The organism is Duganella sp. OV510, assembly GCF_900100205.1.
GTDB lineage: Bacteria > Pseudomonadota > Gammaproteobacteria > Burkholderiales > Burkholderiaceae_D > Rugamonas.
Genome location: NZ_FNEQ01000011.1, coordinates 83,629 through 109,569, shown reverse-complemented (window position 1 = coordinate 109,569; position 25,941 = coordinate 83,629). Strand labels below are relative to the sequence as shown.

The following is a 25,941-nucleotide window of genomic DNA, read 5'->3' as shown; positions in this document are numbered from 1 at the left end:
GACGCCATGATACTGAGCCAGGAACACGCAATGATCCGCGACGCCTTGCGCACTTTCGCGCAGGAGCGTCTGGCCCCCAACGCCGCCCGCTGGGACAAGGAGCATCACTTCCCACACGAGGAGTTGAAAGAGCTGGCGGCGCTTGGCGCCTTTGGTGTCGCCGTGCCCGAGGAATTGGGCGGCGCCGGCATGGATTATGTGTCCCTGGCGCTGGTGCTGGAAGAAATCGCGGCAGGTGACGGCGGCACGTCCACCATCATCTCCGTCAACAACTGCCCGGTATGCAGCATCGGCATGATGTATGCGAACGCGCGGCAGAAAGAACAATGGCTGCGGCCACTGGCGCAAGGCGAAATGCTGGGCGCCTTCTGCCTCACCGAACCGCACACCGGCAGCGACGCCGCCGCGCTGCGCACCACCGCCACGCGCGACGGCGACCAATATGTGCTGAACGGCGTCAAGCAGTTCATCACCAGCGGCAAGCACGCCGATGTGGCGATCGTCATGGCAGTCACCGACAAGAACGCCGGCAAGAAAGGCATCAGCGCCTTCTGGGTGCCGACGTCGACGCCCGGCTACATCGTCGCCGGCATCGAGCAGAAGATGGGCCAGCACTCGTCCGACACCGCGCAGATCGTGTTTGAGAACTGCCGCATCCCGGCCGAAAATCTGATCGGGGAAGAGGGCCAGGGCTACAAGATCGCCTTGTCCGGGCTGGAGGGAGGCCGCATCGGCATTGCTTCGCAATCGGTCGGCATGGCGCGTTCGGCATACGAAGCGGCGCTGAGTTATGCGAAGGAACGCGAAAGCTTCGGCAAGCCGATCTTCGAACATCAATCGGTGCAATTCAAGCTGGCCGAGATGGCGATGCAGATCGAAGCCGCGCGCCAGCTGATCCTGCACGCCGCATCGATGAAAGACGCCGGCCTGCCGTGCCTGAAGGAAGCCGCGATGGCCAAGCTGTTCGCCTCCGAGATGGCGGAAAAAGTCTGCTCAGACGCCATCCAGATCCACGGCGGCTACGGCTACGTCAGCGACTTCCCGGTAGAACGCATCTACCGCGACGCCCGCGTATGCCAGATCTACGAAGGCACCAGCGACATCCAGAAAATCCTGATCGCCCGCGCGCTTTAAGTTTTCGCCACCACGGCTTCGCCGATGGCGTAGAAATTGCCGCCGGCGATGTAGTGCAGGCTGCGCCATTGTGGATCGGCGTTTTCAAAGGCCCAGTGGCCGTTCTGGAATACGCGCTCGTCCGCATAGGCGGCCACCACTTCGCCGATGAACAGATCGTAGACCTGCTCATTGCGCGGTTCCGGCAGCACTTTGCAGATCAGCCATGCCGACGATCCAGCCACCAGCGGCACATCATGTCCGTTGACACGAAACAGCTGCACGCCGGCCTTGGCCAGTTTGTCCGGCATATCGTTGGCGCTGGTGTGGCCAACGTCGTAGGTCAGCTGCAGCTGTGCCATGTTCGGCACCTGCAGCACGAAGTAGCCGCTTTTCTCCACCAGCGGACGGGTGGCGGTCGCCTTGTCCAGCACCACCGTCACCTTCGGCGGCGCGAAATCCAGCGCGCATGACCATGCAGCCGACATCACATTCGCCACGCCTCCATGGCTGGCCGACACCAGCACGGTCGGGCCGTGATTCAACAAACGGTACGCTTTTGCCAGCTCCACTGGCTTGATATGCTGATCCAATTCCTACTCCTCACATCTGCAAACGGACGGCCAATGCCGCCAACGTCACAAACAATACCGGCAATGTCAGGCAGACGCCGACACGGAAGTAATAGCCCCACGAGATGCGCGTGCCTTTGTTGGCCAGCACATGCAGCCATAGCAGCGTGGCCAGGCTGCCGATCGGCGTGATCTTCGGCCCGAGATCGCTGCCGATGACATTCGCGTACACCATCGCCTCGCGCACCACGCCCTGCGCCGACGACGCATCCACCGACAGCGCGCCGATCAGCACCGTCGGCAGGTTGTTCATGATTGACGACAGGATGGCTGTCAGGAAGCCGGTGCCCATGGCCGCGCCCCACACGCCATGCTGCGCGCACCAGTCCAGCGCCGCCGTCAGGTACGCTGTCAGCCCGGCATTGCGCAGGCCATACACGACCAAGTACATGCCCAGCGAGAAAATCACGATTTGCCAAGGCGCGTGCAACAGCACTTCACGCGTGGAGATGCGATGCCCGCGCGACGCCACCACCAGCAGCACCGCCGATCCCGCCGCCGCCACCACGCAGATCGGTACGCCCATCGGCTCGATCACGAAGAAGCCCACCAGCAGCAGCGCCAGCACCCACCAGCCGGCGATGAACGTAGCGCGGTCATGGATCGCCGATGCCGGCTCCTTGATCTGCCTCACATCATAGTCAGCCGGGATATCGCGGCGGAAGAACCACATCAGCACCGCCAGCGTGGCCGCCACCGCGACCACATTCACCGGCACCATCACCGCCGCGTAGCGCGCAAAGCTGATGCCGAAATAATCCGCCGAGACGATGTTCACCAGGTTGGACACCACCAGCGGCAAGCTGGCGGTATCGGCGATAAAGCCGGCCGCCATCACAAACGCCAGCGTGGCGCGCGCGGAAAAACGCAGCTCGTGCAGGATGGCGATGACAATCGGCGTCAGGATCAGCGCCGCGCCGTCATTGGCGAACAGCCCGGACACCGCAGCGCCCAGCAGCACCAGCAGCACAAACAGGCGCTTGCCGCTGCCGCCGCCCCAGCGCGCCACATGCAGCGCCGCCCATTCGAAGAAGCCGGCCTTGTCGAGCAACAGGCTGGTAATGATGATGGCCACAAACGTCGCCGTCGCATTCCAGATGATGTGCCACACCACCGGGATATCGGCCACATGGATCACGCCGGCCAGCAAGGCCGCCAGCGCGCCCAGCGACGCACTCCAGCCGATGCCCAGGCCGCGCGGCTGCCAGATGACCAGCACCAGCGTGGCGATGAAAATCGATACGGCGCTCAGCATGCGGAAAATAGAAGGGTGACTATCATGAAAACATGATAGCCCAGATAAGACTCAGTGCGACATGAAGTAGGAGCGAATGTCGATCAGTTCAGCGGTGGGGAGCGCGCGCTGCACGTCGGCGATGGCGCTGGAGAGGGCGGCGGCAGCGCTATCGGCGGGGCGCAGGAAGTCCAGTACCAGGTTGCCGGCGCGGTTGATGCTCACCAGCGCATCCTCGCAGCCACAGGCCGCCAGTTGCGCGGCCAGCGCGTCGTAGTCGCGGCACGGGCTCGCCAGCCGGTATCTGAGCGTAAAAGCGAATTCCATCATGCACCTCCGTCGGCCCTCCAGAATAGGCTGACGCCGGCCACGCCCTTTGGGCGAGCGCAAGCTGCGGACGAAAAAAAAGCCCGCATCGCTGCAGGCTTCGTTCCAATGTATTACCTATGCTTCAATCGTACCGTTCTCCGAGGCTATCTGCCAGGTGAGGCGGCGTCTCAGGCGCCCATGCTATCTGCGTGGTGCCCCTGACGTGTAAATCGACTAACGTCTTCGGGATTACAACTCCAGCATCTGCGTCACCTGCGCCATCGAACTTACACAACTCTGGGCGCGGCGCATCAGCCGGACGTGGGACTGTTTGCATGCAAACCTCAACCACGAACGTAGTGTACCACACATTTTGTGCGGCGCACAAATTTATTTTACCGGCGCTTCCGTGACCAGTCCGCGCGGCGCCCGCTGCGGCCGTTCACGGCCAACACGCTCGAATTCGGAAATCACCTGCGCGCCGAACAGCAACAGCGTGGCGCCGATCTCCAGGCTGAACATGACGATGATGGCGGTGGTCATCGAGCCGTACACCACATTGACTTGCGACAGCGTCGAGAAATACCACACCAGGATGCGCCGCGCGATTTCCCACAACAAGGCCGCCGTCACGCCGCCAATCAGCGCATGCGACAGCGACAGCCGCCCAACCGGCATCACCAGGTAGATCGACGACAGCACCAATACCTCGCCGACAAAGCCCAGCAGATACAGCAGCACGCCCGACACGCCATTCAACGACCAGCTATAGCCAAACAGCCGCACGCTCTCTTCGCCCATCACCTGCAAGCTGCCCGCCACCAGCGTCACCAGCAGCATGCCGGCGCCCAGCGACAGGATGTAGCAGTAGGGCATGACCGCTGAAATCATGAAATGCCGCCGCCGTATCGCCACCCGGTGCTTGAAAATCACGCACATGGCGTTTTCCAGCACCGTGAAGGCCAGTGAACTGAAGAACAGCATGGTCACCACCAGCACGCCGCCCACCAGGTCGCGATGCTCCAGGAAATGCGCGACCTCGGCGACAATCGGCCGTGACTGTCCCGGCACCAGCCAGTTCAGGTAGCGCCCCACCGCCGACAGCAGCTCGGCCTGGTCGATTACATGTGACAAGGCCACCACCACCAGCATCAGCAGCGGCAGGATGGAAAGCAGCGAGTAATACGCTACCGCGCCTGCCAGCAGCAGGCCTTGATTGGCGCGAAAGCCCTTCAGGCATTGCACCGTGAAATCCATGGGATGACTGGCCACATAGGCCAGCGCCCTGCGGTTGAATAGCTTCATATTGTCATTCTAGGCACGGCTCAGCGTGCGGTATGTGCGTCGACGTCCAGATAGCGCCAGTTGGTAAACTCCACCGGATGACGACGGTAATTTTTCAACCACGGCTGTTGCAGGTCGGCGGAGATGGGGTGCGTCAGCAGCACCCACGGCGTGTAGGCGTGGATGAGGTTCGCCAGCTCATCATACAGTGCGGTGCGCTGCGGCGATTCTCCCATCGTGCGGGCTTGCTCATAGCGCTGATTGTAGGCTGGCAAGTTGAAGCGGGCGTAATTGGCGCGGCCCGCGTTGGGACCGTATAGCAGTTGGTAAAAATTATCGCCGTCGGGGAAATCTGCCACCCAGTTGGTTTCAAACATCATCACCGCTCCCAAGCGCGAGGCTTTGATGATTTCAGTTTTTTTATCGCTTTTGAAGCTGACCTTGAGGCCGATGGCGTGCAGGTTCTTGCGCCACAGCTCATCGCGCAGGCGGCCGACGGTGGATGCTTCGCTGTGCATCACCAGTTGCAGCGGTTTGCCGTCCGGTTGCGTGCGGAAACCGTCCTTGCCCTTGCGATAGCCGTAGCGGTCCAGCAGCGCGTTGGCCAGCGCCGGGTCGTAGCGCACCGGACTGCGGTAGCCGGGATCGTTGCCCAGCACGTTCGGCGGCAGCGGCGTGACGGCACGCAAGGCCAGGCCCTTTTTCATCGTGGCGATGTCTTCGGCGCTGTTGTAGCCCAGCGCGATGGCGCGGCGCAGCGCCAGCTTGTCCTTGCTGTAGCCGCCGATCAGTGGATCGTCCATATTCATCCACATGTAATAGGTCTGCAATACCGGGAATGGGGCGAGGACGATGCCTTTGCTGGCCAGTTCCGGCTTCAGCTGTGCATCCGGCGTCAGCACCAGTTCCTTCATCGATTCGGGCAATTGCTCCAGAAAGTCGAATTCGCCGTTCAGGAAGCCGAGCACGCGCGACTGGTATTCCTCGACGATGCGGATGTCGATGCGGTCCAGGATAGGCAGGCGCCGGCCCTGGAATTCGGTCGGGCGGAAGTCGCGGTTGGCCAGCAGGGTGATCTGGTCGCTATGTTTCCAGCTGCCGATCTTGAACGGTCCGGTGCCGACCGGGTGATTGCCGGTCTGGGCGCCGTAGGCCTCGACCACTTCCTGCGCCACCACGGAGGTGGCGGGCATCGCCAGGTAGTAGAGGAAATTGGGATCGGCGGCCTTGAGGCGGATGCGCAGTGTGAACTTGTCTGGTGCATCGATGGCGGCCATGCCGTCGAACAGGTAGAGCCAGGGAGATTTCAGCGCCGGATCGCGCAGGCGTGCGAAGCTGTAGACGTAATCGGCGGCGCTTGCCTGGCGGCGGCTGCCGTTGAAGGCGGCGTCTGGCGTGAAATAGATGTCTTGCCGCAGGCGGAAGGTGTAGCGCAGGCCGTCGTCGCTGATTTCCGGCATCGCGGCTACGGTGTTGGGGATCAGCTTGACCGGGCGGGCCAGGTAGTCATAGCGCAGCAGCGGGTCAAACAGGTTTTCCAGCAGGCTGAGGCTGGCCACATCCGAGGCGACGGCCGGGTCGAGCCCGGTTTCGCCGGTGCTGAGGAAGGCGCGCAGGATTTTGGGAGCGGCTGTGGGGGCGACGTGCTCAGTATGCGCTGCGGCGTTCGCCGGAGCGACGGCGGCCGGCGCGGCAATGCAGGGGGCGGCAAGGGCCAGCGCTATCGCTGCACATTTTTTCAGCAGTCGTCCCATCAGTCCTCGCACGGTAAAGCGGCAGCTTATAACTTTTTTGCCTTGCTTACCCGCTATACTTTGCAGATCACCTACTGCACTCAAGAAAAATGTCGCTCAATTACATCTGGTCTGGCTTCTTCCTGGTGGGCTTTTTGGCCGCATTGGCACAATTTCTGTTCCTGGGCGACACGGAAATCTTCAAGCGCATCATCGATGGCACCTTCGATTCCGCCCGCACCGGCGTGATGGACATCGCCCTGCCGCTGGCCGGCGTGATGACGCTGTGGCTGGGCATCATGAACATCGGCGAAAAAGCCGGCGCGATCGACTTGCTGGCCAAGCTGATCGCACCGTTCTTCTCGCGCATCTTCCCCGGCGTGCCATCCAACCATCCGGCCACCGGCCACATGGTGATGAATTTCTCGGCCAACCTGCTGGGCCTGGACAACGCCGCCACGCCGTTCGGCCTGAAGGCGATGGAAAGCCTGCAAACGCTGAATCCCAACAAGGACGAGCCGACCGACGCGCAGATCATGTTCCTGGTGCTGCACACCTCCGGCCTGACGCTGATCCCGTTGGCCATCATGGCGCAGCGCTCCATTCTCGGCGCGGCCGATCCGTCCGACATCTTCATCCCCTGCATGGTGGCGACCTATGTGGCGACCATGACCGGCATCATCGCCGTCTCCATCCGCCAGCGTATCAACCTGTTCAACCGCGTGGTGGTGGGCTGGCTGGGCGGCATCACTGCCTTCATCGTCGGCGTGGTCTGGTACTTCACGAACTACCTGACCAAGCCGGAAATCGAAGTGGTGTCCAAGGTGTTCAGCAACTTCGTGCTGATTGCGGTGATTGGCGGCTTCATCATCGGCGCGCTGCGCAAGAAGGTGAATGTCTACGAGGCGTTTATCGAAGGCGCCAAGGGCGGCATCCAGACTTCGATTACCGTGATTCCCTACCTGGTCGGCATGCTGGTGGCGATCAGCGTGATCCGCAACGCCGGCCTGCTCGGCTTCATCGTGCAGGGCTTCAGCTGGCTGTTCAGCACGCTTGGCTTCAATACCGATTTCGTTGCGGCGCTACCCACCGCGCTGATGAAGCCGCTGAGCGGCAGCGCCGCCAAGGCCATGATGATCGACACCATGCAAACGTATGGCGTCGATTCCTTCGTCGGCCGCCTGGCCTGCGTGTTCCAGGGCTCGGCGGATACTACTTTCTACATTGTCGCGCTGTACTTCGGCTCGGTCGGCATCCGCAAGACGCGCTATGCGATCTCGTGCGGGCTGATCGCCGACCTGGCCGGCGTGATTGCTGCGATTGCGATTTCCTATGTCTTCTTCTACTAAACTGATGCGCCGCCTGCTGGCGGCCACTTTACTGGCCACCGCCACCGCTCATGCTGCCCTGCCGGAACCGGTGGCGCAACTGATGCAATCCTCGCGCATTCCACAGGAAGCGGCTGGCGTCATCGTCATGCGCGGCGATACCGTGCTGGTGTCGCACAATCCTTCGCAGAGTATGTCGCCCGCTTCCACGATGAAGCTGTTTACCACGCTGGCGGCGCTGGAGCAGCTGGGGCCGGTGTTCCGTGGCCGCACCGAGTTTCGTAGCGACGCGGAGGTGGTCAACGGCGTCCTTCAGGGCGACCTGATCCTGCGTGGCGGCGCCGATGCCGACCTCAACGAAGATGCGCTGGCGCATATGCTGCAAGCGCTGCGCAACCAGGGCATCCGCAAGATCAAGGGCGATATCGTGGTCGACCGGCTGCTATTCACGCCGTCCAGGCCGGAGGTAGGGCAGGCGCCGTTTGACGAGTATCCGTGGGCCTACTACAACGTCATCCCCAACGCAGCGCTGGTCAACACGAATCTGCTGAAAGTGGAAATGCGCTCCACCGGCGACAAGTTTGACCTGTTGATGCTGCCGGAGATGGACAAGGTCAGCATCCGCTCCGACATGAAGCTGACCAACACCGCCTGCGCCACCTGGGAAAACGGCTGGCGCACGCCGAGCTACACGCGCAAGGGCGACCGCATCGAAGTCGTACTGCACGGCACCTTCCCCAAGGATTGCACCAAGTCCACCAGCATCAATGTGCTGGACAGCCAGGACTATCTGGCACGCCTGCTGCTGGCCGAATGGCGCAAGCTCGGTGGCAGCCTGGGCGGCGACGTGCGCGAAGCGGAATTGCCGGCGCCTGGACCCGCGTTGGCGCCGCCACCCGCAGAAGGCATCCTTGGCGCCGGCGCACCGGCCCATTCCGCTGCCTCGAACGACGTTCCTGCCGCGACAACGACCGCCGTCGCCATGCCAGCCGCTGCCAAGCCGACCCGCCTGCTGGCCGAGCACGTCTCCCGCAGCCTGCCGGAAATCCTGCGCGACACCAACAAGCAGTCCGACAACACACTGGCCCGCACCATCTTCCTCAGCCTGGGCAGCCTGGAAGCCGATCCGCTATTGGGCAGCAAACCGCTGCCGGCCGATCCCAACGGCGTCAGCACGCCGATGCGCGCCGAAACCGCCATCCGCGCCTGGCTGCAACAGCACAACATCGACGGCAATGGCCTGGTACTGGACAACGGCTCCGGCCTGTCGCGCAGCGAACGCGCCACGCCAGCCCAGTTGGCCGGCGTACTGCAAGCCGGCCTGAGAAGCCTGTGGATGCCCGAGTTCCTGTCCAGCCTGCCCATCGCCGCCACCGACGGCACCATGCGTCGCCGCCTGAAGGAAAGCCCGGCTGCCCAGCGCGCGCGGCTGAAAACTGGTAGCCTGTCAGGCGTCATCGCCATCGCCGGCTACGTGCCGGACGCCAACAACCAGCCCTGCATCGTGGTCGCCATTCTCAACGACGAACACGTCGCCAACGGTGCCGGCCGCGCCGTGCTGGACAGCCTGGTCGACTGGGTGGCGCGCAACTAACAGGAGCCGACATGAAACAACGCGCATTAGGCAAGCAAGGATTAATCGTCTCGGCCCAAGGGCTGGGCTGCATGGGCATGAGCAATATCTATGGCAACGCCGACGAAAGCGAATCGATTGCCACGCTGTACCGCGCGATTGAACTAGGCATCAACTTCTTCGACACCGCCGAAGTCTACGGCCCGTATCACAACGAAGAACTGCTTGGCCGCGCGTTCAAAGGCCGCCGCAGCGAAGTAATCCTGGCGACCAAGTTCGGCTTCGACATCCGTGAAGGCGTGCGCAACGCCGTCACCAGCGACCCGGCGCATATCCGCGTGGCCGTGGAAGGTTCGCTGCGCCGCCTCGGCACCGACTACATCGACCTGCTATACCAGCACCGCATCGACCCGAAAGTGCCGATCGAGGACGTGGTCGGCGTCATGGGCGAACTGGTCAAGGAAGGCAAGGTGCGCTACCTCGGCCTGTCCGAAGCGGGCGTGAGCAATATCCGCCGCGCGCATGCGGTACATCCGATCAGCGCGCTGCAAAGCGAATACTCGCTATGGGAACGCAACCTGGAAGACGAGATCATCCCGGTACTACGCGAACTGGGCATCGGCCTGGTGCCCTTCAGCCCGCTGGGCCGTGGTTTCCTGGCCGGCACCGCCAAGCGCGCCGAAGAATATCCGCCAACCGACTTCCGCCACCAGGACCCGCGCATGCAGGGCGCCAATTTTGACGCCAACATGGCCGCCGCCCAAACGGTGCGCGACGTCGCCGCCGCACGCGGTCTGGCCGCCGGGCAAGTAGCGCTGGCATGGGTGATGCAGCAGGGCGAAGACATCGTCCCGATACCCGGCACCCGCCGCCGCGCCAACCTTGAACAGAACGCCGCCGCCGCCGAGGTGGTGCTCAGCACGCAAGAACTGACCACCCTGGAAAGCGCCCTCCAGCAAGTCGCCGGCCCGCGCTACAACCAGGAACGCATGGCCACCGTAGACCGCTAAACCCCGTGGTCAGTGCCGACATTCGGACATTTCCCGCAGAAAATGTCCGAATGTCGGCACTGACCACGGGGTTTGCTTGACCTGCGTGCGACAGTTGTCGCATAATGGTGGCAACAGTCGCACGCGGAGCATTCGATGACCCTATCAAACATTTTCACAGGCTTGGACCTGCTGGCTTTCCAGTTTCTGCTGGCCAGCGGCGGTTGCGTTGCCGCCGGGCTGGGCGTGTGGGCTGTGATGACGCTGTGCCGACGCTGGCTGCCCGGCATCGCCGCCCAGCGCTCCGTATGGCTGCTGGGCCAGTGCACCATCATCGCTGCTTTCCTGCTGATCCTGATTCCGCAAACCGAGCGCCTGCGCCTGCTGCCGCCGATCGACATTGAAGAATTCTCGACGCAGTACGCCACCGCAAGCGCCACTACCACCGGCACCGCCACCGCTGCCGCCGCGTCAGCCGATACCACCCTGGCCAGCCCGCGTACTTACCTGGGCTATGCCGCCCAGGGCTGGCTGCTGGTCTATGCGCTCGGCCTCGGCTACACGCTGGTCCAGCTGCTGCACACGCGCCGCATGTTGAACGCCCTGGCCACCGCCGGCAACAAGACCAGCGCACAGCCGATGGATACCATCGAAGTCGACGCGCCAATTTCGCCGATGCTGTTTGGCCTGTTCCGCCCACGCCTGCTGCTGCCGCTGCACCTGCGCGGCTTCGACGCCGACCAGCGCCAGCTGATCCTCGAACACGAACTGACCCACTGGCGCCGTGGCGACCTGCAATGGGCCAGCGCCGGCATCCTGCTGCAAACCCTGCTCTGGTTTAATCCCTTCATGCGCCTGCTGCGCAATCAGTTGTCGTGGGCGCAGGAACTGGGCTGCGACCGCGATGTGCTGCAAGGCCGCCCACAAGCACAGCGCAAGGCCTACGCTGCCGCGCTGGTCGCACAACTCAAGCTGCAACAGACCACCATGCCAACCGCGCTCGCCTTCGGCAACGCCACGCAAGACACGCTGGCCAGCCGCATCGCCCTGATCCGCAATCCGCGCGGCGCCATGCAAAGCCGCTGGGCGCGCATCGCCACCGTGGCCGGCCTGGCCGGCGTGCTGGCCGCCAGCCTGACGCTGCAACCGTCGCTGGCGTCGCAAGGCGGCACGCTGCTGTCCTGCACCTCGCTGATGGACGCCGCCACCGGCCAGCGCCTGCGCCACGATGGCCAGTGCGATGCCCGCGCCACGCCCGCGTCCACCTTCAACATCGTGGTCAGCCTGATGGGCTACGACAGCGGCATCCTGATCGACGAGCACACACCGCTGATGAAGTACAAGCCGGGCTACTCCGACTGGAATGAAAGCTGGCGCACCGATACCGATCCCACCAGCTGGATCATCAACTCCAACGTCTGGTTCGCGCAGAACGTCACCACCCAGATCGGCGCCGCGCGCTTCCAGCACTACGTCGACGGCTTCGGCTACGGCAACCGCGATGTCTCCGGCGATGCCGGCCAGCGCAATGGCCTGACCATGTCGTGGATGGGCTCATCGCTGCAGATTTCAGCGGACGAACAGGTCGACTTCCTGCGCAAGGTCGTCAATCGCCAGCTGCCGGTATCGCCGAAAGCCTACGATATGACCAACCGCATCATGCAGCCGCAAACGCTGGCCAACGGCTGGACCATACGCGGCAAGACCGGCACCGCAGCGGCGGTGCTGGCGGATGGCCGCGACGACCGCGAGCGCCGGTACGGCTGGTACGTCGGCTGGGCCACCAAGGGCACGCGCACCATCGTGTTCGCCCGCATGATGCTGGACCACCGACAGGAAACCTACGCCGGTGCCCGCGCGCGACAGGCCTTCTTGAGCGAAGTCGCAACGCAGCTGGATACACTTTAATCCCCCAACCAAAGGAGTTACCTTGTCTACACTGAGCCGCATGGCATTTGCCATCGCAGCGTGCTGCTGCACGCCTATCGCCGGCGCCGCCGACCTGCAAACCGTGGTCGACCAAGCCATCAAGCCGATCATGAAAGAGCACGATGTGCCAGGCGTCGCCGTCGCCGTCATCGCCAACGGCAAGCCGTCCTACTTCAGCTACGGCGTCGCCTCGAAGGAAAGCAAGGCGCCGGTCACCGAACACACGCTGTTTGAACTGGGCTCGGTCAGCAAGACCTTCACGGCCACCATGGTCACGTATGGCGTGGCACAGGGCAAGCTGTCGCTGGACGATCATCCGAGCCGCTACATGCCGCAGCTGGAAGGCAGCGCCATCGACCAGGCCACGCTGCTCAACTTCGGCACCTACACCGCCGGCGGCCTGCCGCTGCAAGTGCCGAAAGACGTGAAAAACACGGAGCAAAGCACGCTGGCCTTCCTGCGCAATTTCAAGCCGGTGGCGGCGCCGGACCAGGTGCGCGTGTATTCGAATCCCAGCATCGGCGTGTTTGGCCACGTGGCCAGCCTGGCGATGAAAGCCAGCCAGGCCGACATCCTGGAAAAGCAGATCCTGCCAAAGCTGGGCATGCACAGCACCTACGTCCGCGTGCCGCATAGCGCGATGCCGAATTACGCCTGGGGCTACAACAGCAAGAACCAGCCAGTGCGCATGCGCGATGATGTGTTCTCGATCGAAGCCTACGGCATGCGCTCCAGCAGCGCGGACCTGATCCGCTATGTACAAACCAACATCGATCCCAGCCAGCTGGACGTCACCATGCGCCGCGCCATCGAGGGCACACACGTTGGCTACTTCAAGACTGGCGTGAATACGCAGGGCCTGGGCTGGGAGCGTTATGCATATCCGGTATCGCTGGAGCATCTGCTGGAAGGGAATTCCAACACCATGAGCCGCGAAGTGAATCCCACCATGCGCCTGTCGCCACCGCTGCCGGCATCGGACCAGGCGTGGTACAACAAGACCGGCTCCACCAGCGGCTTCAGTTCCTATGTGGCCTTTGTGCCGGAGAAGAAAATCGGCATCGTCATCCTGGCGAACCGCAGCTACCCTATCCCTGAACGCATCAAGGCGGCGTATGCGATTCTGACGGCGCTGCAGGAGTAGCCGGCATCACCGGCAGCGGCGTGGTCAGCACATCGATCATCGCTGCTGTTTCCGCGTCCGGCGTGCCATCGAACAGCGCCGGGCGATACTTGGTCTGGAAGACTGAAATCACATTGCGGGTCGCCTGATCCAGTTCGCCGGTCTGCGGCACCGCGTAGCCGATTTCCGCCAGTTTGCGCTGGAACCACAGCACCTCCGGCAACTGCTCCTGATAGCCGGGAAGGCGCGATGCCACGCGGCTCGCCTCCGGCCAAGGAATCAGGCCGGCGTCCGCCAGCTGTTTCCACGGGAAGGCCGGACCAGGGTCCTGCTTGCGCTGCGGCGCGATGTCGTTATGGCCGAGGATATTCCCCGGCGCGATGTTGTGGCGCTTGACGATATCCTTCAACAGCAAAATCAGCTGATCGACCTGTGCCTGCTGGAACGGCGCGTACACGCGTCCCTCCGGCGTCTCCTTGAAGCCGGGATTGACGATCTCGATACCAATCGACGCCGAATTGAGCTGGTTGTAAATCTTCCAGCTGCTCAGGCCAGCATGATTCGACTGGCGCGATTCATCCACCAGCGTGTAGAAGAATGGCGGATTGGTATCCGTCAGCAGGTAATGCGCGCTGACCTGCGTGCCGTGCGCCAGCGTGTTGATGGAACGCGGCAGGTCGCTCACCGTGTAATGCAGGATCACATACTTGATGCGCTCACTCTGCGCACGCGCAGTCAGCGAGTGGTCCAGGCGCGGCCCCTCGGGCGGCACGGTGGCGCAGCCGGCAAGCAGGGCGCCCAGGGCGAGTAGCGGAACAATTTTCATAAGCGTGTCAGCATCGGTTCAATGAGGGGAGTGTAGAGCAATCCGCGCCGCCGCGTGGTGCGCAAGCGTGTGCCGCTGCGTCAGCGACAATTCATCCGGCAGCGCCGCGCGCATGCTTTGCGCGATCAGCGGATGCAGCTGCGCCGCGCGGCCACCCAGCGCGATGGGACGCGCGCCATACCGGCCGACCAGCGCCAGCGCAATCCGCGCCAGCTCGCTGCCGGCACGGTCCAGGATGTTGCGCGCCACCGGATCGGCATCCGCGCTGGACGCCACGGCCAGCGCCAGGCTGCCGATGGCGCCACGATCCTGGCCATAAATGAACTGGCGCGACAAGGACCAGTCGCTGCCGCCGATCTGCGCGAACACCGCGCGCGCCATCGCCGATTGCTGCCACACGCCCGGCTGCTCGTCCTCCAGCCGCCAGATATGCCGCATCGCTTCGCGCGCGATCCAGAAACCGCCACCGCCGTCATCCAGCGTCACGCCACGTCCGCCGGCGCGATGGAACTGCCCATCGGCATCGATCCACGCGGCGATGGAGCCGGTGCCGGCATAGACCAGGTAGCCTTCGCCCGGCGCAAAGCTGTCCAGATAGGCGATCTCCACGTCATTACGCATGCTGATCGCGGCCGGCGCGATCTTCAGCACCTCGGCCAGCAACTGCGTGGCTTGCGTGCTGGCGCCATCGAAGCCCGTCAGGCCGGCGCAGGCGCGCACCGGCTGACCGGCGGCCAGCACCTGCGTCGCCAGCATGGCGAAGATGCCGCGCACCGCATCGCGGCCGGCGGTGCTGCCCATCTGCGTGGCCGACATGCCGCCCACGCTGCCCTCGGCCACGATGGCGCCGGCAGCATTGGCCAGCGCCCAGCGCGTTTGCGTGCCTCCTGCATCGATGCCCAGGCCGAGATCACTCATGGTCAGCTCCGTGTGTAGACGTTAATCCGTTCACTTTCATTACCCAGCCGGTCGACCGCGCTGACCACCACCACTTGCGCCGCGCCGCCTGCCGCATCGTCAGCCAGCAGCAGCACCGGGCGCGATGCCGGCGCCACCGCGAAGCGCCACTCGTTGCCATAGCGCGACCAGATCGCATAATGCGCCACCGGCTTGCCGGCGCCGGCCGACAGCTTTAGCGCCACGCCATTGCTGTCGCGCCGCGTGGATGCCTGTGGCGCGGCGGGCGCATCGGCGCCCAGCCACGGCGTGGCCGGCGTCAATGCGGCGGTCTGATACGCCTGCGTTTTCAGTTGATCGGTAATGCCTTTGCGGTTTTCCATCAGCGGCGCGATGGAGAAGTGCAGGTGGCCGCGCACGCCGCCACGGCTACGCGTGACGCCGATCTGCTTGACGATTTCCTCCGGCGCGAAGGACTTGAGGCTGTTGTCGATGCGGCTGGTGTACAAGCCAGGCCACACATGGCGTGCGCGCGTGTTCTGCGCCAGCCAGTAGTCGAGCAGCACATCGAAGGCTTGCGGCGCCTGCGCCACCGGCCAGTACAGCTGCGGCGCGAGGTAATCGAGCCAGCCGTTTTGCAGCCACAGTTCCGCGTCCGCATACAGCTTGTCGTACTGGCTGAAACCGATGATGCCGGCCGGACGGCGATCAGGACGGCCGATGCCGAAGGGGCTGATGCCAAAGCGCACCCACGACTTCTCCTTGCGGATGCCCATGTACATCGCCTCGATCAGCGAGTTCACATTCTGCCGGCGCCAGTGCGGACGATCCAGCGTGCCGCCTTCCAGCAGATAGCGCTGCCACGAAGGCTGGTCCGGGAATTCCAGCTCCTGCCGCGCGCCACCAACGCCGCCATCCAGCGCCACGCCTTCCGGGCCGGCGGCATTCGGCGTATCGATCGGATACGGATAGAAGTAGTCGTCGATGTGGACGCCATCGATGTCATAGCGGCGCACCACATCCAGCACCACGTTCAGCGTGTGCTGCGACGCAGCGGCTTCGCCCGGGTCCATCCACAGGTAGCGGCCATACGATTTGATGACTTCCGGCTGCTTGCGGCCGATATGGTTGGCGGCCAGCGGCGTCTTGGCGGTCGCATGGCGCGCACGATAGGGATTGAACCACGCGTGCAGCTCCAGCCCGCGCGCGTGCGCCTGTTCGATCCAGAATTGCAGCGGGTCCCACGGCTGCGCCGGTGCGCGGCCCTGCTGGCCGGTAAGGAACTCCGACCACGGTTCCAGTTCGGACGGATAAATCGCATCCGCGCTCGGACGTACCTGCAACACGATGGCGTTCAGGTTCAGCGCCTTGGCGCGGTCGAGAATGGCGAGGGCTTCGGCCTGCTGCCTGGCCGTGCTCAGGTTGCTGCGGCTGGGCCAGTCGATATTGGCCACGGTCGACACCCAGGCGGCGCGGAATTCGCGCGGCGCCGGTGGTGGCATGTGCGGATCGGACGGGGCCGTAGCCAAGCCGCCCGGCGCAGGCCGCGCTGCTGGCTGCGGCGGCGATGACGGCGCCGTGCCAGATTCCGGCACGGGCGCGGTCGGCGTACTGGAACATCCCTCAAGCAGCGCCGCCAGACCAGTCGCCATGCCGGCCGACAAGATCAGCCGCTTCTTCGCATTAAAAACCAAAACCACTCTCCGATTCAGTAGAGCACGTATTGTAATGGCTATTTCTGGCCAAATTCAGCAGGAATCCGCACCTTCAGCGCCATATAAAACGCCGGCAACGTCGAAATGCAGGCCCAGATGAAAAAGTGCTGGTAGCCGAGCTGCTGCTGTATCCAGCCGCTGACCATGCCCGGCAACATCATGCCGAGGGCCATGAAGCCGGTGCACAGTGCGTAGTGGGCGGTTTTATGCTCGCCATCGGCCACCATCACCATGTACAGCATGAAGGCGGCAAAGCCGAAACCATAGCCAAATTGCTCGATTGCCAGGCAGGCGCCGATCAACGGCAGATTGTCCGGCAGCGCCGTTGCCAGGTAGACAAACACCAGGTCCGGCACGTGCATGATGAAAACCATCGGCAGCAGCGCCCGCTTCAGACCGAAACGCGACACCACCACACCGCCAGCGATGCCGCCGGCCACCAGCGCGGCTACGCCGATGGTGCCGTAGACCAGGCCGAACTCCGAGGTACTAAGGCCCAGCCCACCCTTGTCGCGCGGATCGAGCAGGAAGGGTGCCGCCATTTTCAGCAGCTGCGCCTCGCCGAGACGGTACAGCAGCAGGAAAGCCAGCGTGGTCAGGATATCCTTCTTGCGGAAGAAACTGGCAAAGGTCTGCACAAAATCCTGCCACAGCGCGCCGCCGGCGGTGTGCGCATGGTCATCATCCGGACGCGGCAGCATGAACTGGTGCCAGGCGCACAGCAACAGGAACAGCACCGCCATCAGCACAAACACCACCGACCACGCATGCACCGGATCGCCGGTCGCCTTCATCAGTTCGCCGGCGATATACACCAGACCGCCCTGGCCGCCGATCATCGCCAGCTTGTAGAACGCGCTGCGCACGCCGACAAAGGCCGCCTGCTGACGCTGCGTCGGCAGGCCCAGCATATAGAAACCATCCGAAGCGATATCGTGCGTGGCCGAGCTAAATGCCATCAACCAGAAAATCACCAGCGTCCAGCGGAAGAAATCCGGCGCGTGCAAGGTCAGCGCCACCGCCGCCAGGCCGGCGCCGCTGACCAGCTGCATCAACACCGTCCAGCGCCGCTTGGTGCCAAACATCTCCACGACGGGCGACCACAACGGCTTGGCCACCCACGGCAGGTACAGCCACGCCGTGTAGAACGCCAGGTCGGCATTCGAAATGCCGAGGTTCTTGTACATCACGGTAGACAACATCATCACCGCCACATACGGCACACCCTGGCTAAAAGAAACACTAGGCACCCACGCCCAGGCACTACGTTGTTGCATACGAAAACTCCAGATTATTGCAAGGCGGCGCGGAGGTTGCCGGTGTGGTGGTCGAGCAGGGATTGGGCATCAGTCGCTGACTGTTTTTTGAGCAGCATGATAATGGCGGTTTTGATCTGGTACTGGCAGGCGTCCAACGCATTGCGGGCGGCGGCAGCATCGGCGCCGGTAACGCGCATGGTCAGGCTGACCGCGCGCTCGGTCAGCTTGGCGTTGGTGGGATGCATATCGACCATCAGGTTGCCGTAGACTTTGTGCAGACGCACCATCAAGGCACTGGACAGCGTGTTCAGCACGATCTTTTGCGCTGTGCCGGCCTTCAGCCGTGTGCTGCCGGAAATGACTTCCGGCCCGGTGTCCAGGAAGATGCCGATGTCGGCGCTGGCCAGCAACGGCGTGCCGGCATTGTTGGCGATGCCGACCGCCAGCGATCCCACCATGCGCGCCGCCTGCATTGCGCCCAGCACATACGGCGTGGTGCCGGACGCGGCCACCAGCAGGATCACATCGTTGTAGTTGGGATAGAGCAGCCGCAGGTCCGAAGCGCCCTTGCCGGCGTCATCCTCGGCGCCCTCGACCGCCTCGAACATCGCCCCGAGGCCGCCGGCCAGCAATGCCACTGACCGCTGATGCGGCCAGGAAAAGGTTGGATACAGTTCGACACTGTCCAGAATGCCCAGCCGGCCCGAGGTGCCGGCGCCCACATAAATCAGCCTTCCGCCAGCGGCAATGCGCGGCGCCATCGCTGCCACCGCCGCGCTGATGCTGGGGGACGCCGCCTTCACAGCCTGCAATGCCTGCGCCTGGTCGTCGACCAGCGCCGCCACCAGGTCCTCCACCGGGTAGAGGTCCAGCTGTGGATGCTGCGTACTCGGCGTCTCGGTCTTGAGCATGGTGGTCAGGTAGCGCGGCGCATCTCCGCGACAAAGTCGTAATGGTCGCTATGGCAATACGAATGGGTCAATTCCATCGCCTCGCCGGTGTCCAGATAGGCGATACGGGTGATGTATAGCAAGGCCTGGCCTTCCGGCACGCCCAGCTGCTTGGCCAGCTCGGCCGAGGCATTCATCGCGCGGATGTGCTGCAACGCCCGCGCCGGCGCCTTGTTGATGCCGTCCAGATACTGATACAGCGAGTTGCCGACCGCATTCGGATCGTTCAGCACGGTCTGCGGCAGTACCGACACCTCGTAGGCCATCACCACATCATCCGCCAGGCGCAAACGCTCCAGCCGCGCCACCTTGGAATACGGCGACAGCCCCAGGCTCAGCTGCTCTTCCGGCGTCGGCGTGACAATCGCCCGCTTCAGCCAGCGCGAACCGGGAATGTGGCCGCGCTGCTGCAATTGCTCCGAAAAACTGGTGAGGTTGGACAGCGGCTGCTCGATGCGCGGCGCAATATAATTGCCCGATCCGCGCCGACGCACCACCAATCCCTGGTCGACAAGTTGGTCGATGGCCTTGCGCGCGGTCACCCGCGAAACGTTTAACAGCTCCGACAAGGTCCGTTCGGACGGCAGCGCCTGATCCACCTGATAGCGGCCATTGAGCACATCGTCGCTCAATTTGCGGGCAATTTGCATGTACAACGGCGAACTGTCGTTGGCATCCGCCTTGAATTCAAAACTGGTCTGGCTCATTCAATTCTCCTCACGCCTCTAGTGTAATAGCGATGCGGTAAACGGTGTACGCCTGTTGACGTGTGAAGCAACAATATTTCTACAAGTAGCATAAGGCCCGGCGCGGCGGAATGCGCCTATTTGGCGGATAATGCGGGGTTTGCACCACCAGCCCAGACTGTCCAGAGCCATGTCCAAGAAGTCCAACGCGCCTGCCGGCTGCCCCTGTGGCGGCCCAGCGCTTGCCACCTGCTGCGGCCCGTACATCGACGGTTCCGCCATCGCGCCGAGCGCCGAAGCACTGATGCGCTCGCGCTATACCGCCTATGGCCAGCGCAACGAGCCCTACCTGCTGGCCACCTGGCACGCCAGCACCCGCCCCACCGAGCCCATCATGAGCGAAGAGGAAAAGGTGCAATGGCTGGGACTTGAGGTAAAATCTGCTTTACGTTTACGTCAACGTAAAGCAGATGACGCCGACCTGACCAGGGACACGGTGGAGTTTGTCGCCCGGTTCAAGATCAATGGCCGGGCCCAGCGTCTGCACGAGATTAGCAATTTTGTACGCGAACCGGCAGAAGGAGGAGACCTGCGCTGGTTTTACGTTGACGGTAGTTTTCCAGAATAGACAGACAAAAAGGAAAAGCAATGCCGCAAATCGAAAGCAAGCTCAACCCTCGTAGCGAGGACTTCAAGGCCAACGCCGCCGCCATGCAAGCCGTGGTCGACGATTTGCGCGACAAGATCGCGAAAATCGCCCAGGGCGGCGGTGAAGCGGCCTCGGCCAAGCACGTCGCCCGTGGCAAACTGCTGCCGCGCGACCGCGTGCAGATGCTGCTCGATCCCGGCACGCCTTTCCTTGAACTGTCGCAGATGGCGGCCTACGCCATGTACGACGACGCGGCGCCCGCCGCCGGCATCATCACCGGCATCGGCCGCGTGGCCGGGCAGGAATGCGTCATCGTCTGCAACGACGCCACCGTCAAGGGCGGCACCTACTATCCGATGACGGTGAAAAAGCACCTGCGCGCGCAGGAAATCGCCGACCAGAACCAGCTGCCATGCATTTATCTGGTGGACTCCGGCGGCGCCAACCTGCCCAACCAGGACGATGTCTTCCCGGACCGCGACCACTTCGGCCGCATCTTCTACAACCAGGCCAACCTGTCGGCCAAGGGCATCCCGCAGATCGCTGTGGTGATGGGTTCTTGCACCGCCGGCGGCGCCTATGTGCCGGCGATGAGCGACGAATCCATCATCGTCAAGGAACAGGGCACCATCTTCCTCGGCGGCCCGCCGCTGGTGAAAGCCGCCACCGGCGAGGTGGTGACGGCGGAAGACCTGGGCGGCGGCGATGTGCATACGCGCCTGTCTGGCGTCGCCGATCATCTGGCGCAGAATGATCTGCACGCACTGTCGCTGGCCCGCACCATCGTCTCCAATTTGAACCGCAGCAAGCCGCAACAGGGCGCGTTGCGCGAAGCGGTGGAGCCTTCGTACCCGGCATCGGAGCTGTACGGCGTGATCCCGGTCGATACGCGCAAGCCGTTCGATGTGCGCGAGGTCATCGCCCGCATCGTCGACGGCAGCGAGTTCGATGAATTCAAGGCGCGTTACGGCACCACGCTGGTGTGCGGCTTCGCCCATATCTTCGGCATGAAGGTCGGCATCATCGCCAACAACGGCATCCTGTTCTCCGAATCGGCGCTGAAAGGCACGCACTTCATCGAGCTGTGCGCACAGCGCAAGATCCCGCTGGTGTTCCTGCAAAATATCACCGGCTTCATGGTCGGCCGCAAGTACGAGAACGAAGGCATCGCCCGCAACGGCGCCAAGATGGTGACGGCGGTGGCAACCGCCAAGGTGCCCAAGTTCACCGTCATCATCGGCGGCAGCTTCGGCGCCGGCAACTACGGCATGTGCGGCCGGGCGTTCTCGCCGCGCTTCATGTGGATGTGGCCTAACGCGCGCATCTCGGTGATGGGCGGCGACCAGGCGGCATCGGTGCTGGCGACTGTCAAGCGTGATGGCATTGAAGGCAAGGGCGGTTCGTGGTCGGCGGAAGAGGAAGCCGCGTTCAAGCAGCCGATCAAGGAGCAGTACGAGCATCAGGGCCACCCTTACTATGCCACCGCGCGCCTGTGGGACGATGGCGTCATCGATCCGGCCGATACGCGCATGGTGCTGGGCCTGGGCCTGTCCGCCGCGCTGAATGCGGAGATCGAAGACACCAAGTTTGGCGTCTTCCGCATGTAAGGGGCGATGATGAGCTATACGACCCTGACCATCACACGCGAAGCCCACGTTGCCACCGTCACGCTGAACCGCCCGGACGTGCGCAATGCTTTCAACGAAACCAGCATCGCCGAAATTAAGCAAGCCTTCAGTGAACTCGGCGATGATGCCGGCCTGCGCGCCATCGTGCTGGCGGCAAACGGCCCGTCTTTCTGCGCCGGCGCGGACCTGAACTGGATGAAAAAAATGGCGGGCTACACGCACGCTGAAAATCACGCTGATGCGTTGCAGCTGGCGGAGATGCTGCGCACCATTTATCTATGCCCCAAGCCGGTGGTGGCCAAGGTGCAGGGCGATTGCTACGCTGGCGGCATGGGCCTGGTGGCCGCGTGCGACATCATCGTTGCGGTGGAAGAAGCCAACTTCTGCCTCAGCGAAGTAAAACTCGGCCTGATTCCGGCGACGATTTCGCCGTATGTCATCAAGGCCATGGGCGAGCAGGCCGCGCGCCGCTACTTCCTGACCGCCGAACGTTTCGGCGCGAAAGAAGCGCTGCGCATCGGCTTCGCGCATGAAGTGGTTGCTGCCGACGCACTTGACACCAAAGTGGCGGAGATCGTCAAGGCACTGGTCAACAACAGTCCGAACGCCGTCCAGCAAGCCAAGGTGCTGGTGCGCGAAGTGGCCGGACAAGAAGTGAGCGATGCACTGCTGGCCGATACGGCCGAACGCATCGCGCAAATCCGCGCCTCCGACCAGGGGCGCGAAGGCGTGGCTTCCTTCCTTGAGAAGCGCAAGCCCGCCTGGTTGAATTAATGGAGCAGTTTTGGAACTGAATAAACAAAGCGATTGGGTCGCGCGCAGCTTGCGCAGTGTATGGCATCCGTGCACCCAGATGCAGCATCACGAAACCATCCCGCTGATCCCGGTCAGCCGGGGCAAGGGCGCATGGCTGTACGACCATGACGGCCACCGCTACCTGGACGCGATCAGCTCCTGGTGGGTGAACCTGTTCGGCCATGCCAATCCGCGCATCAACGCCGCGCTGAAAGACCAGCTGGACACGCTGGAGCACGCCATGCTGGCCGGCTTCACGCACGAACCGGTGATTGAACTGTCGGAAAAACTGTCGGCGCTGACCGGCCATGTGCTGGGCCACAGCTTCTACGCCAGCGATGGCGCCTCCGCCGTTGAAATCGCGCTCAAAATGAGCTTCCACTCGTGGCGCAACAACGGCCACACCGCCAAGCAGGAATTCGTCTGCCTCAAAGGCAGCTACCACGGCGAAACCATCGGCGCGCTGGCCGTCACCGATGTCGCGCTGTTCAAGGACGCCTACGGCCCATTGCTGCGCGCCTCGCAAACCGTGATGTCACCCGACGCGCGCACCGCCACGGAAGGCGAAACCGCGCAGGACGTGGCCCGCCGCGCTGCCTCCGATGTCGAGCGCCTGTTCACCGAACGTGGCGACAAGATCGCCGCCATCATCATCGAGCCGCTGGTGCAATGCGCCACCGGCATGGCGATGCACGACCCGCTGTACCTGCAACTGGTGCGCGCGCTGTGCGACCAGCATAACGTCCACCTGATCCTCGACGAAATCGCCGTTGGCTGCGGCCGCACCGGCACCTTCTTCGCCTGCGAGCAGGCCGGCGTATGGCCGGACTTCCTGTGCCTGTCCAAAGGCATCAGCGGCGGTTATCTGCCACTGTCGCTGGTGATGACGCGCGACGACATCTACCAGGCGTTCTACAGCAACGACGTCACGCGCGGCTTCCTGCACTCGCACTCCTACACCGGCAACCCGCTGGCCTGCCGCGCTGCGCTGGCGACGCTGCAAATCTTCGAAGAAGACGATGTGCTCAACACCAACCGCGTGAAGGCCGAACGCCTGACCCAAGCGCTGCAACCGCTGGCGCAGCACGAACAAGTACGCAACTTCCGCCAGCGCGGCATGATCTGGGCCTTCGACGCCATCGATGCGCCGAAAGACTTCTCGCGCCGCTTCTTTGCCACCGCCACCGAACACGAACTGCTGATGCGTCCTATCGGCGCCACCGTCTACATGATGCCGCCGTATATCCTTAGCGACGAGGAAATCGACGGTCTCGCTGCCAACACGCTGGCCGTGTTCAACAAGGTCATGGCGGGCTGACGATGGAACTGCTGAAACAACTCAGCCAGCAGCTGCAAGCGCTGGACGAACAACAGCTGATCCGCAAGCGCCGCACGGTCGATTCGCCATGCGGACCGCGCGTGTACGTCGACGGCCGCGAGCTGCTGGCCTTTTGCAGCAACGACTATCTCGGCCTGGCCAATCACCGCAAGATCAAGCTTGCGCTGCAAGAGGGCGCGGCGATCTACGGCGTGGGCAGCGGCGCCTCGCACCTGATCAGCGGCCATGGACGTGCGCACGCCATGCTGGAAGAGCGCCTGGCGCAATTCGTCGGCGAGCATCTGGAAGCGCCGCGCGCCATCAGCTTCTGCACCGGCTACATGGCCAACCTGGCCGTCATCACCGGCCTGACCGCGCATGACCGCGACGCCGAAATCTTCTCTGAAGAACTGAATCACGCCTCGCTGATCGACGGCGTGCGCCTGTCGCGCGTCAAGGCCCACGTCTACCCGCACGCCGACCTGCAAGCGCTGGAAGCGCTGCTGAAAGCCAGCAAGGCCGCTACCAAAGTCGTCGTGACGGACAGCGTATTCAGCATGGACGGCAACCTGGCGCCGCTGCCGCAACTGCTGGCACTGTGCGAGCAGTACAACGCCTGGCTGGTGGTCGACGATGCCCACGGCTTCGGCACGCTGGGCGACAAAGGCCACGGCGCGCTGGAGCATTTCAAGCTGCGCTCGCCCAATCTGGTCTACATGGGCACGCTGGGCAAGGCGGCTGGCGTCGGTGGCGCTTTCGTCGCCGCGCACGAGACGGTGATCGAAACGCTGATCCAGAAAGCCCGCCCCTACATCTTCACCACTGCCACGCCGCCGGCACTGGCGCATGCCCTGCTGGCCAGCCTGGATCTGCTGGAAGGCGACGAGGGCGTCACACGGCGCGCACAGTTACAGGCATTGGTGGCACAATTGGACGATGGCCTGCGTCTTGAGCGCTGGCAGCGCCTGCCCTCGCAGACTGCGATCCAGCCCATCCTGATCGGCGATAATGGCGTCACCATGCGCGCCGGCGCCGCCCTGTATGAGCAGGGATTGTGGGTGGGCGCCATCCGCCCGCCGACCGTGGCGGCAGGCACGGCGCGCTTGCGCGTGACGCTGTCCGCAGGCCATACCGGCCTGGAGGTCGCAAAACTGATCGCTGCGATCAATGCCTTGGAAAGGGACCTGAAATGAGCCTGGATGATCCCGTGTTAGCAATCGCACCACAAACCCAGCCGACGGCGGCAGGCAGCGGCATGCCGCCACGCTTCAACTGCTTCGTTACCGGCACCGATACGGAAATCGGCAAGACGCTGGTTTCCTCCGCCATGCTGCATGCGCTGGTGGAAAGCGGTGTGCGCGCCTGCGGCATGAAACCGGTGGCCGCCGGCGCCGAATTGGGCGCTGACGGCAATTGGCACAACGATGACTGCGACCAGCTGGCCGCCGCAGGCAACGTCAACCTGCTGCAGTCGATCACCACGCCGTTCCTGCTGAAGGAAGCGGCGGCGCCGCATATCGCCGCCGCGCTGGAAGGCATCATCATTTCGCCGGTACCGATCCTGGCTTCCTACGTCGAAATCAACGCCGCATCGGATGCGGTGGTGGTGGAAGGCGTGGGCGGCTTCATCGTGCCGCTGAACGACGAATTCGACACCGGCGACCTGGCCGAGCAACTGGCGCTGCCGGTGGTGCTGGTGGTCGGCCTGCGCCTGGGCTGCATCAGCCACGCGCTGCTGACGGTGGAAGCGATCCTGGCGCGCGGCCTGAAGCTGGTGGGCTGGGTGGCGAATGAAACCCAGGCCGACATGGCCTTTGCCGATGAAAACGTGCTGGCGCTGGAGCAGCGCATTCCCGCGCCCTTCCTCGGCCGCGTGCCGCGCCTTGACCAGCCGACCGCCGAGGCGGCGGCAGAATATATCGATTTTACGCAGCTGCCCAATTGGCCGCTGCAGGATGCAAATTAAAAAGG

General features: G+C 63.4%; 23 protein-coding genes and 1 pseudogene. 13 read left to right on the top strand and 11 right to left on the bottom strand.

Annotation, left to right across the window (positions count from 1 at the left end; all coding sequences use genetic code 11):
• The first annotated feature begins 6 nt into the window (after window positions 1–6).
• The gene (locus BLS51_RS24890; RefSeq protein ID WP_090190737.1) at window positions 7–1,134 is read left to right on the top strand and encodes an acyl-CoA dehydrogenase family protein; all 1,128 of its coding nucleotides are present in this window, start codon (window positions 7–9) and stop codon (window positions 1,132–1,134) included.
• Here BLS51_RS24890 and BLS51_RS24885 read toward each other — a convergent pair.
• The 5 genes from BLS51_RS24885 to BLS51_RS24865 form a co-directional block, all read right to left on the bottom strand.
• On the bottom strand, window positions 1,131–1,706 hold the full coding sequence (locus BLS51_RS24885) for a flavin reductase family protein (RefSeq protein ID WP_090190740.1): 576 nt from the start codon (window positions 1,704–1,706) through the stop codon (window positions 1,131–1,133). The two genes, BLS51_RS24890 and BLS51_RS24885, sit on opposite strands and share 4 nt — an antisense overlap.
• Window positions 1,707–1,716: 10 nt before the next feature.
• Complete coding sequence (locus tag BLS51_RS24880; protein WP_090190742.1) at window positions 1,717–3,000, bottom strand: arsenic transporter; 1,284 nt, start codon at window positions 2,998–3,000, stop codon at window positions 1,717–1,719.
• Between the two features lie 51 nt (window positions 3,001–3,051).
• Window positions 3,052–3,309: a hypothetical protein gene (locus BLS51_RS24875; protein WP_090190745.1), complete on the bottom strand. Its 258-nt coding sequence runs from the start codon at window positions 3,307–3,309 to the stop codon at window positions 3,052–3,054.
• Between the two features lie 369 nt (window positions 3,310–3,678).
• The gene (locus tag BLS51_RS24870; protein ID WP_090190748.1) at window positions 3,679–4,593 is read right to left on the bottom strand and encodes a YihY/virulence factor BrkB family protein; all 915 of its coding nucleotides are present in this window, start codon (window positions 4,591–4,593) and stop codon (window positions 3,679–3,681) included.
• A gap of 20 nt (window positions 4,594–4,613) precedes the next feature.
• Window positions 4,614–6,326, bottom strand: a complete 1,713-nt coding sequence (locus BLS51_RS24865) for an ABC transporter substrate-binding protein (protein ID WP_090190750.1) — start codon at window positions 6,324–6,326, stop codon at window positions 4,614–4,616.
• An 89-nt stretch (window positions 6,327–6,415) separates the two neighbouring features.
• Here BLS51_RS24865 and BLS51_RS24860 point away from each other — a divergent pair, with 89 nt between their 5' ends.
• From BLS51_RS24860 to ampC, 6 genes and pseudogenes are all read left to right on the top strand, one after another.
• Window positions 6,416–7,654 carry a nucleoside recognition domain-containing protein gene (locus BLS51_RS24860; RefSeq protein WP_090190753.1) on the top strand — a complete coding sequence of 413 codons (1,239 nt, stop codon included), beginning with the start codon at window positions 6,416–6,418 and terminating at the stop codon, window positions 7,652–7,654.
• A complete protein-coding gene (gene dacB / locus BLS51_RS24855; protein WP_175472683.1) occupies window positions 7,638–9,227 on the top strand; it encodes a D-alanyl-D-alanine carboxypeptidase/D-alanyl-D-alanine endopeptidase in 1,590 nt (529 codons plus the stop codon). The genes BLS51_RS24860 and dacB overlap by 17 nt, the downstream gene beginning before the upstream one ends.
• A gap of 11 nt (window positions 9,228–9,238) precedes the next feature.
• Entirely contained in the window at window positions 9,239–10,216 is a 978-nt protein-coding gene (locus tag BLS51_RS24850; RefSeq protein WP_090190755.1) for an aldo/keto reductase, read from the top strand.
• A 135-nt stretch (window positions 10,217–10,351) separates the two neighbouring features.
• Window positions 10,352–11,236 (top strand): annotated as a pseudogene (locus BLS51_RS30695) (M56 family metallopeptidase); the annotation flags it as partial.
• A 30-nt stretch (window positions 11,237–11,266) separates the two neighbouring features.
• Window positions 11,267–12,103: a class D beta-lactamase gene (gene blaOXA / locus BLS51_RS30690; protein WP_373994360.1), complete on the top strand. Its 837-nt coding sequence runs from the start codon at window positions 11,267–11,269 to the stop codon at window positions 12,101–12,103.
• Between the two features lie 40 nt (window positions 12,104–12,143).
• Window positions 12,144–13,268: a class C beta-lactamase gene (gene ampC, locus BLS51_RS24840; protein ID WP_090190760.1), complete on the top strand. Its 1,125-nt coding sequence runs from the start codon at window positions 12,144–12,146 to the stop codon at window positions 13,266–13,268.
• Here the strand turns inward: ampC and BLS51_RS24835 are convergent.
• The 6 genes from BLS51_RS24835 to BLS51_RS24810 are packed head-to-tail and all read right to left on the bottom strand — an operon-like array spanning window position 13,228 to window position 19,601.
• Entirely contained in the window at window positions 13,228–14,073 is an 846-nt protein-coding gene (locus tag BLS51_RS24835) for an N-acetylmuramoyl-L-alanine amidase (RefSeq protein WP_090190762.1), read from the bottom strand. The two genes, ampC and BLS51_RS24835, sit on opposite strands and share 41 nt — an antisense overlap.
• Window positions 14,074–14,091: 18 nt before the next feature.
• Entirely contained in the window at window positions 14,092–14,991 is a 900-nt protein-coding gene (locus BLS51_RS24830; protein WP_090190767.1) for an N-acetylglucosamine kinase, read from the bottom strand.
• 2 nt (window positions 14,992–14,993) lie between these two features.
• Window positions 14,994–16,670, bottom strand: coding sequence for a glycoside hydrolase family 10-like protein (locus tag BLS51_RS24825; RefSeq protein ID WP_090190770.1), 1,677 nt, complete (start codon window positions 16,668–16,670; stop codon window positions 14,994–14,996).
• 32 nt (window positions 16,671–16,702) lie between these two features.
• Complete coding sequence (locus BLS51_RS24820) at window positions 16,703–17,962, bottom strand: MFS transporter (protein WP_090190773.1); 1,260 nt, start codon at window positions 17,960–17,962, stop codon at window positions 16,703–16,705.
• 14 nt (window positions 17,963–17,976) lie between these two features.
• Window positions 17,977–18,855, bottom strand: a complete 879-nt coding sequence (locus BLS51_RS24815) for an N-acetylmuramic acid 6-phosphate etherase (RefSeq protein WP_090190776.1) — start codon at window positions 18,853–18,855, stop codon at window positions 17,977–17,979.
• 5 nt (window positions 18,856–18,860) lie between these two features.
• On the bottom strand, window positions 18,861–19,601 hold the full coding sequence (locus tag BLS51_RS24810) for a GntR family transcriptional regulator (protein WP_090190779.1): 741 nt from the start codon (window positions 19,599–19,601) through the stop codon (window positions 18,861–18,863).
• Window positions 19,602–19,770: 169 nt separating this feature from the next.
• Here BLS51_RS24810 and BLS51_RS24805 point away from each other — a divergent pair, with 169 nt between their 5' ends.
• Genes BLS51_RS24805 through bioD form a run of 6 tightly spaced genes read left to right on the top strand, consistent with a single transcriptional unit; the run spans window position 19,771 to window position 25,936 of the window.
• Window positions 19,771–20,208, top strand: a complete 438-nt coding sequence (locus BLS51_RS24805) for a YchJ family protein (RefSeq protein ID WP_090190781.1) — start codon at window positions 19,771–19,773, stop codon at window positions 20,206–20,208.
• A gap of 20 nt (window positions 20,209–20,228) precedes the next feature.
• The gene (locus BLS51_RS24800) at window positions 20,229–21,836 is read left to right on the top strand and encodes a carboxyl transferase domain-containing protein (RefSeq protein ID WP_090190783.1); all 1,608 of its coding nucleotides are present in this window, start codon (window positions 20,229–20,231) and stop codon (window positions 21,834–21,836) included.
• Between the two features lie 9 nt (window positions 21,837–21,845).
• Window positions 21,846–22,631, top strand: coding sequence for an enoyl-CoA hydratase/isomerase family protein (locus BLS51_RS24795; protein WP_175472682.1), 786 nt, complete (start codon window positions 21,846–21,848; stop codon window positions 22,629–22,631).
• 10 nt (window positions 22,632–22,641) lie between these two features.
• On the top strand, window positions 22,642–23,970 hold the full coding sequence (gene bioA / locus BLS51_RS24790) for an adenosylmethionine--8-amino-7-oxononanoate transaminase (RefSeq protein WP_090190788.1): 1,329 nt from the start codon (window positions 22,642–22,644) through the stop codon (window positions 23,968–23,970).
• A 2-nt stretch (window positions 23,971–23,972) separates the two neighbouring features.
• Window positions 23,973–25,163 (top strand): 8-amino-7-oxononanoate synthase, encoded by a 1,191-nt coding sequence (bioF, locus tag BLS51_RS24785; RefSeq protein WP_090190790.1) that lies wholly within the window; start codon window positions 23,973–23,975, stop codon window positions 25,161–25,163.
• Window positions 25,160–25,936: a dethiobiotin synthase gene (gene bioD / locus BLS51_RS24780; protein WP_090190793.1), complete on the top strand. Its 777-nt coding sequence runs from the start codon at window positions 25,160–25,162 to the stop codon at window positions 25,934–25,936. The genes bioF and bioD overlap by 4 nt, the downstream gene beginning before the upstream one ends.
• Window positions 25,937–25,941: the final 5 nt, after the last annotated feature.

What these genes read in the sequence shown, in the direction of transcription:
- BLS51_RS24890 (WP_090190737.1), top strand. Translation starts at nt 7, where the DNA reads ATGATACTGAGCCAGGAACACGCAATGATCCGCGACGCCTTGCGCACT.
- BLS51_RS24880 (WP_090190742.1), bottom strand. Translation starts at nt 3,000, where the DNA reads ATGCTGAGCGCCGTATCGATTTTCATCGCCACGCTGGTGCTGGTCATC.
- BLS51_RS24875 (WP_090190745.1), bottom strand. Translation starts at nt 3,309, where the DNA reads ATGATGGAATTCGCTTTTACGCTCAGATACCGGCTGGCGAGCCCGTGC.
- BLS51_RS24870 (WP_090190748.1), bottom strand. Translation starts at nt 4,593, where the DNA reads ATGAAGCTATTCAACCGCAGGGCGCTGGCCTATGTGGCCAGTCATCCC.
- BLS51_RS24865 (WP_090190750.1), bottom strand. Translation starts at nt 6,326, where the DNA reads ATGGGACGACTGCTGAAAAAATGTGCAGCGATAGCGCTGGCCCTTGCC.
- BLS51_RS24860 (WP_090190753.1), top strand. Translation starts at nt 6,416, where the DNA reads ATGTCGCTCAATTACATCTGGTCTGGCTTCTTCCTGGTGGGCTTTTTG.
- dacB (WP_175472683.1), top strand. Translation starts at nt 7,638, where the DNA reads ATGTCTTCTTCTACTAAACTGATGCGCCGCCTGCTGGCGGCCACTTTA.
- BLS51_RS24850 (WP_090190755.1), top strand. Translation starts at nt 9,239, where the DNA reads ATGAAACAACGCGCATTAGGCAAGCAAGGATTAATCGTCTCGGCCCAA.
- blaOXA (WP_373994360.1), top strand. Translation starts at nt 11,267, where the DNA reads ATGCAAAGCCGCTGGGCGCGCATCGCCACCGTGGCCGGCCTGGCCGGC.
- ampC (WP_090190760.1), top strand. Translation starts at nt 12,144, where the DNA reads ATGGCATTTGCCATCGCAGCGTGCTGCTGCACGCCTATCGCCGGCGCC.
- BLS51_RS24835 (WP_090190762.1), bottom strand. Translation starts at nt 14,073, where the DNA reads ATGAAAATTGTTCCGCTACTCGCCCTGGGCGCCCTGCTTGCCGGCTGC.
- BLS51_RS24830 (WP_090190767.1), bottom strand. Translation starts at nt 14,991, where the DNA reads ATGAGTGATCTCGGCCTGGGCATCGATGCAGGAGGCACGCAAACGCGC.
- BLS51_RS24820 (WP_090190773.1), bottom strand. Translation starts at nt 17,962, where the DNA reads ATGCAACAACGTAGTGCCTGGGCGTGGGTGCCTAGTGTTTCTTTTAGC.
- BLS51_RS24815 (WP_090190776.1), bottom strand. Translation starts at nt 18,855, where the DNA reads ATGCTCAAGACCGAGACGCCGAGTACGCAGCATCCACAGCTGGACCTC.
- BLS51_RS24810 (WP_090190779.1), bottom strand. Translation starts at nt 19,601, where the DNA reads ATGAGCCAGACCAGTTTTGAATTCAAGGCGGATGCCAACGACAGTTCG.
- BLS51_RS24805 (WP_090190781.1), top strand. Translation starts at nt 19,771, where the DNA reads ATGTCCAAGAAGTCCAACGCGCCTGCCGGCTGCCCCTGTGGCGGCCCA.
- BLS51_RS24800 (WP_090190783.1), top strand. Translation starts at nt 20,229, where the DNA reads ATGCCGCAAATCGAAAGCAAGCTCAACCCTCGTAGCGAGGACTTCAAG.
- BLS51_RS24795 (WP_175472682.1), top strand. Translation starts at nt 21,846, where the DNA reads ATGAGCTATACGACCCTGACCATCACACGCGAAGCCCACGTTGCCACC.
- bioF (WP_090190790.1), top strand. Translation starts at nt 23,973, where the DNA reads ATGGAACTGCTGAAACAACTCAGCCAGCAGCTGCAAGCGCTGGACGAA.
- bioD (WP_090190793.1), top strand. Translation starts at nt 25,160, where the DNA reads ATGAGCCTGGATGATCCCGTGTTAGCAATCGCACCACAAACCCAGCCG.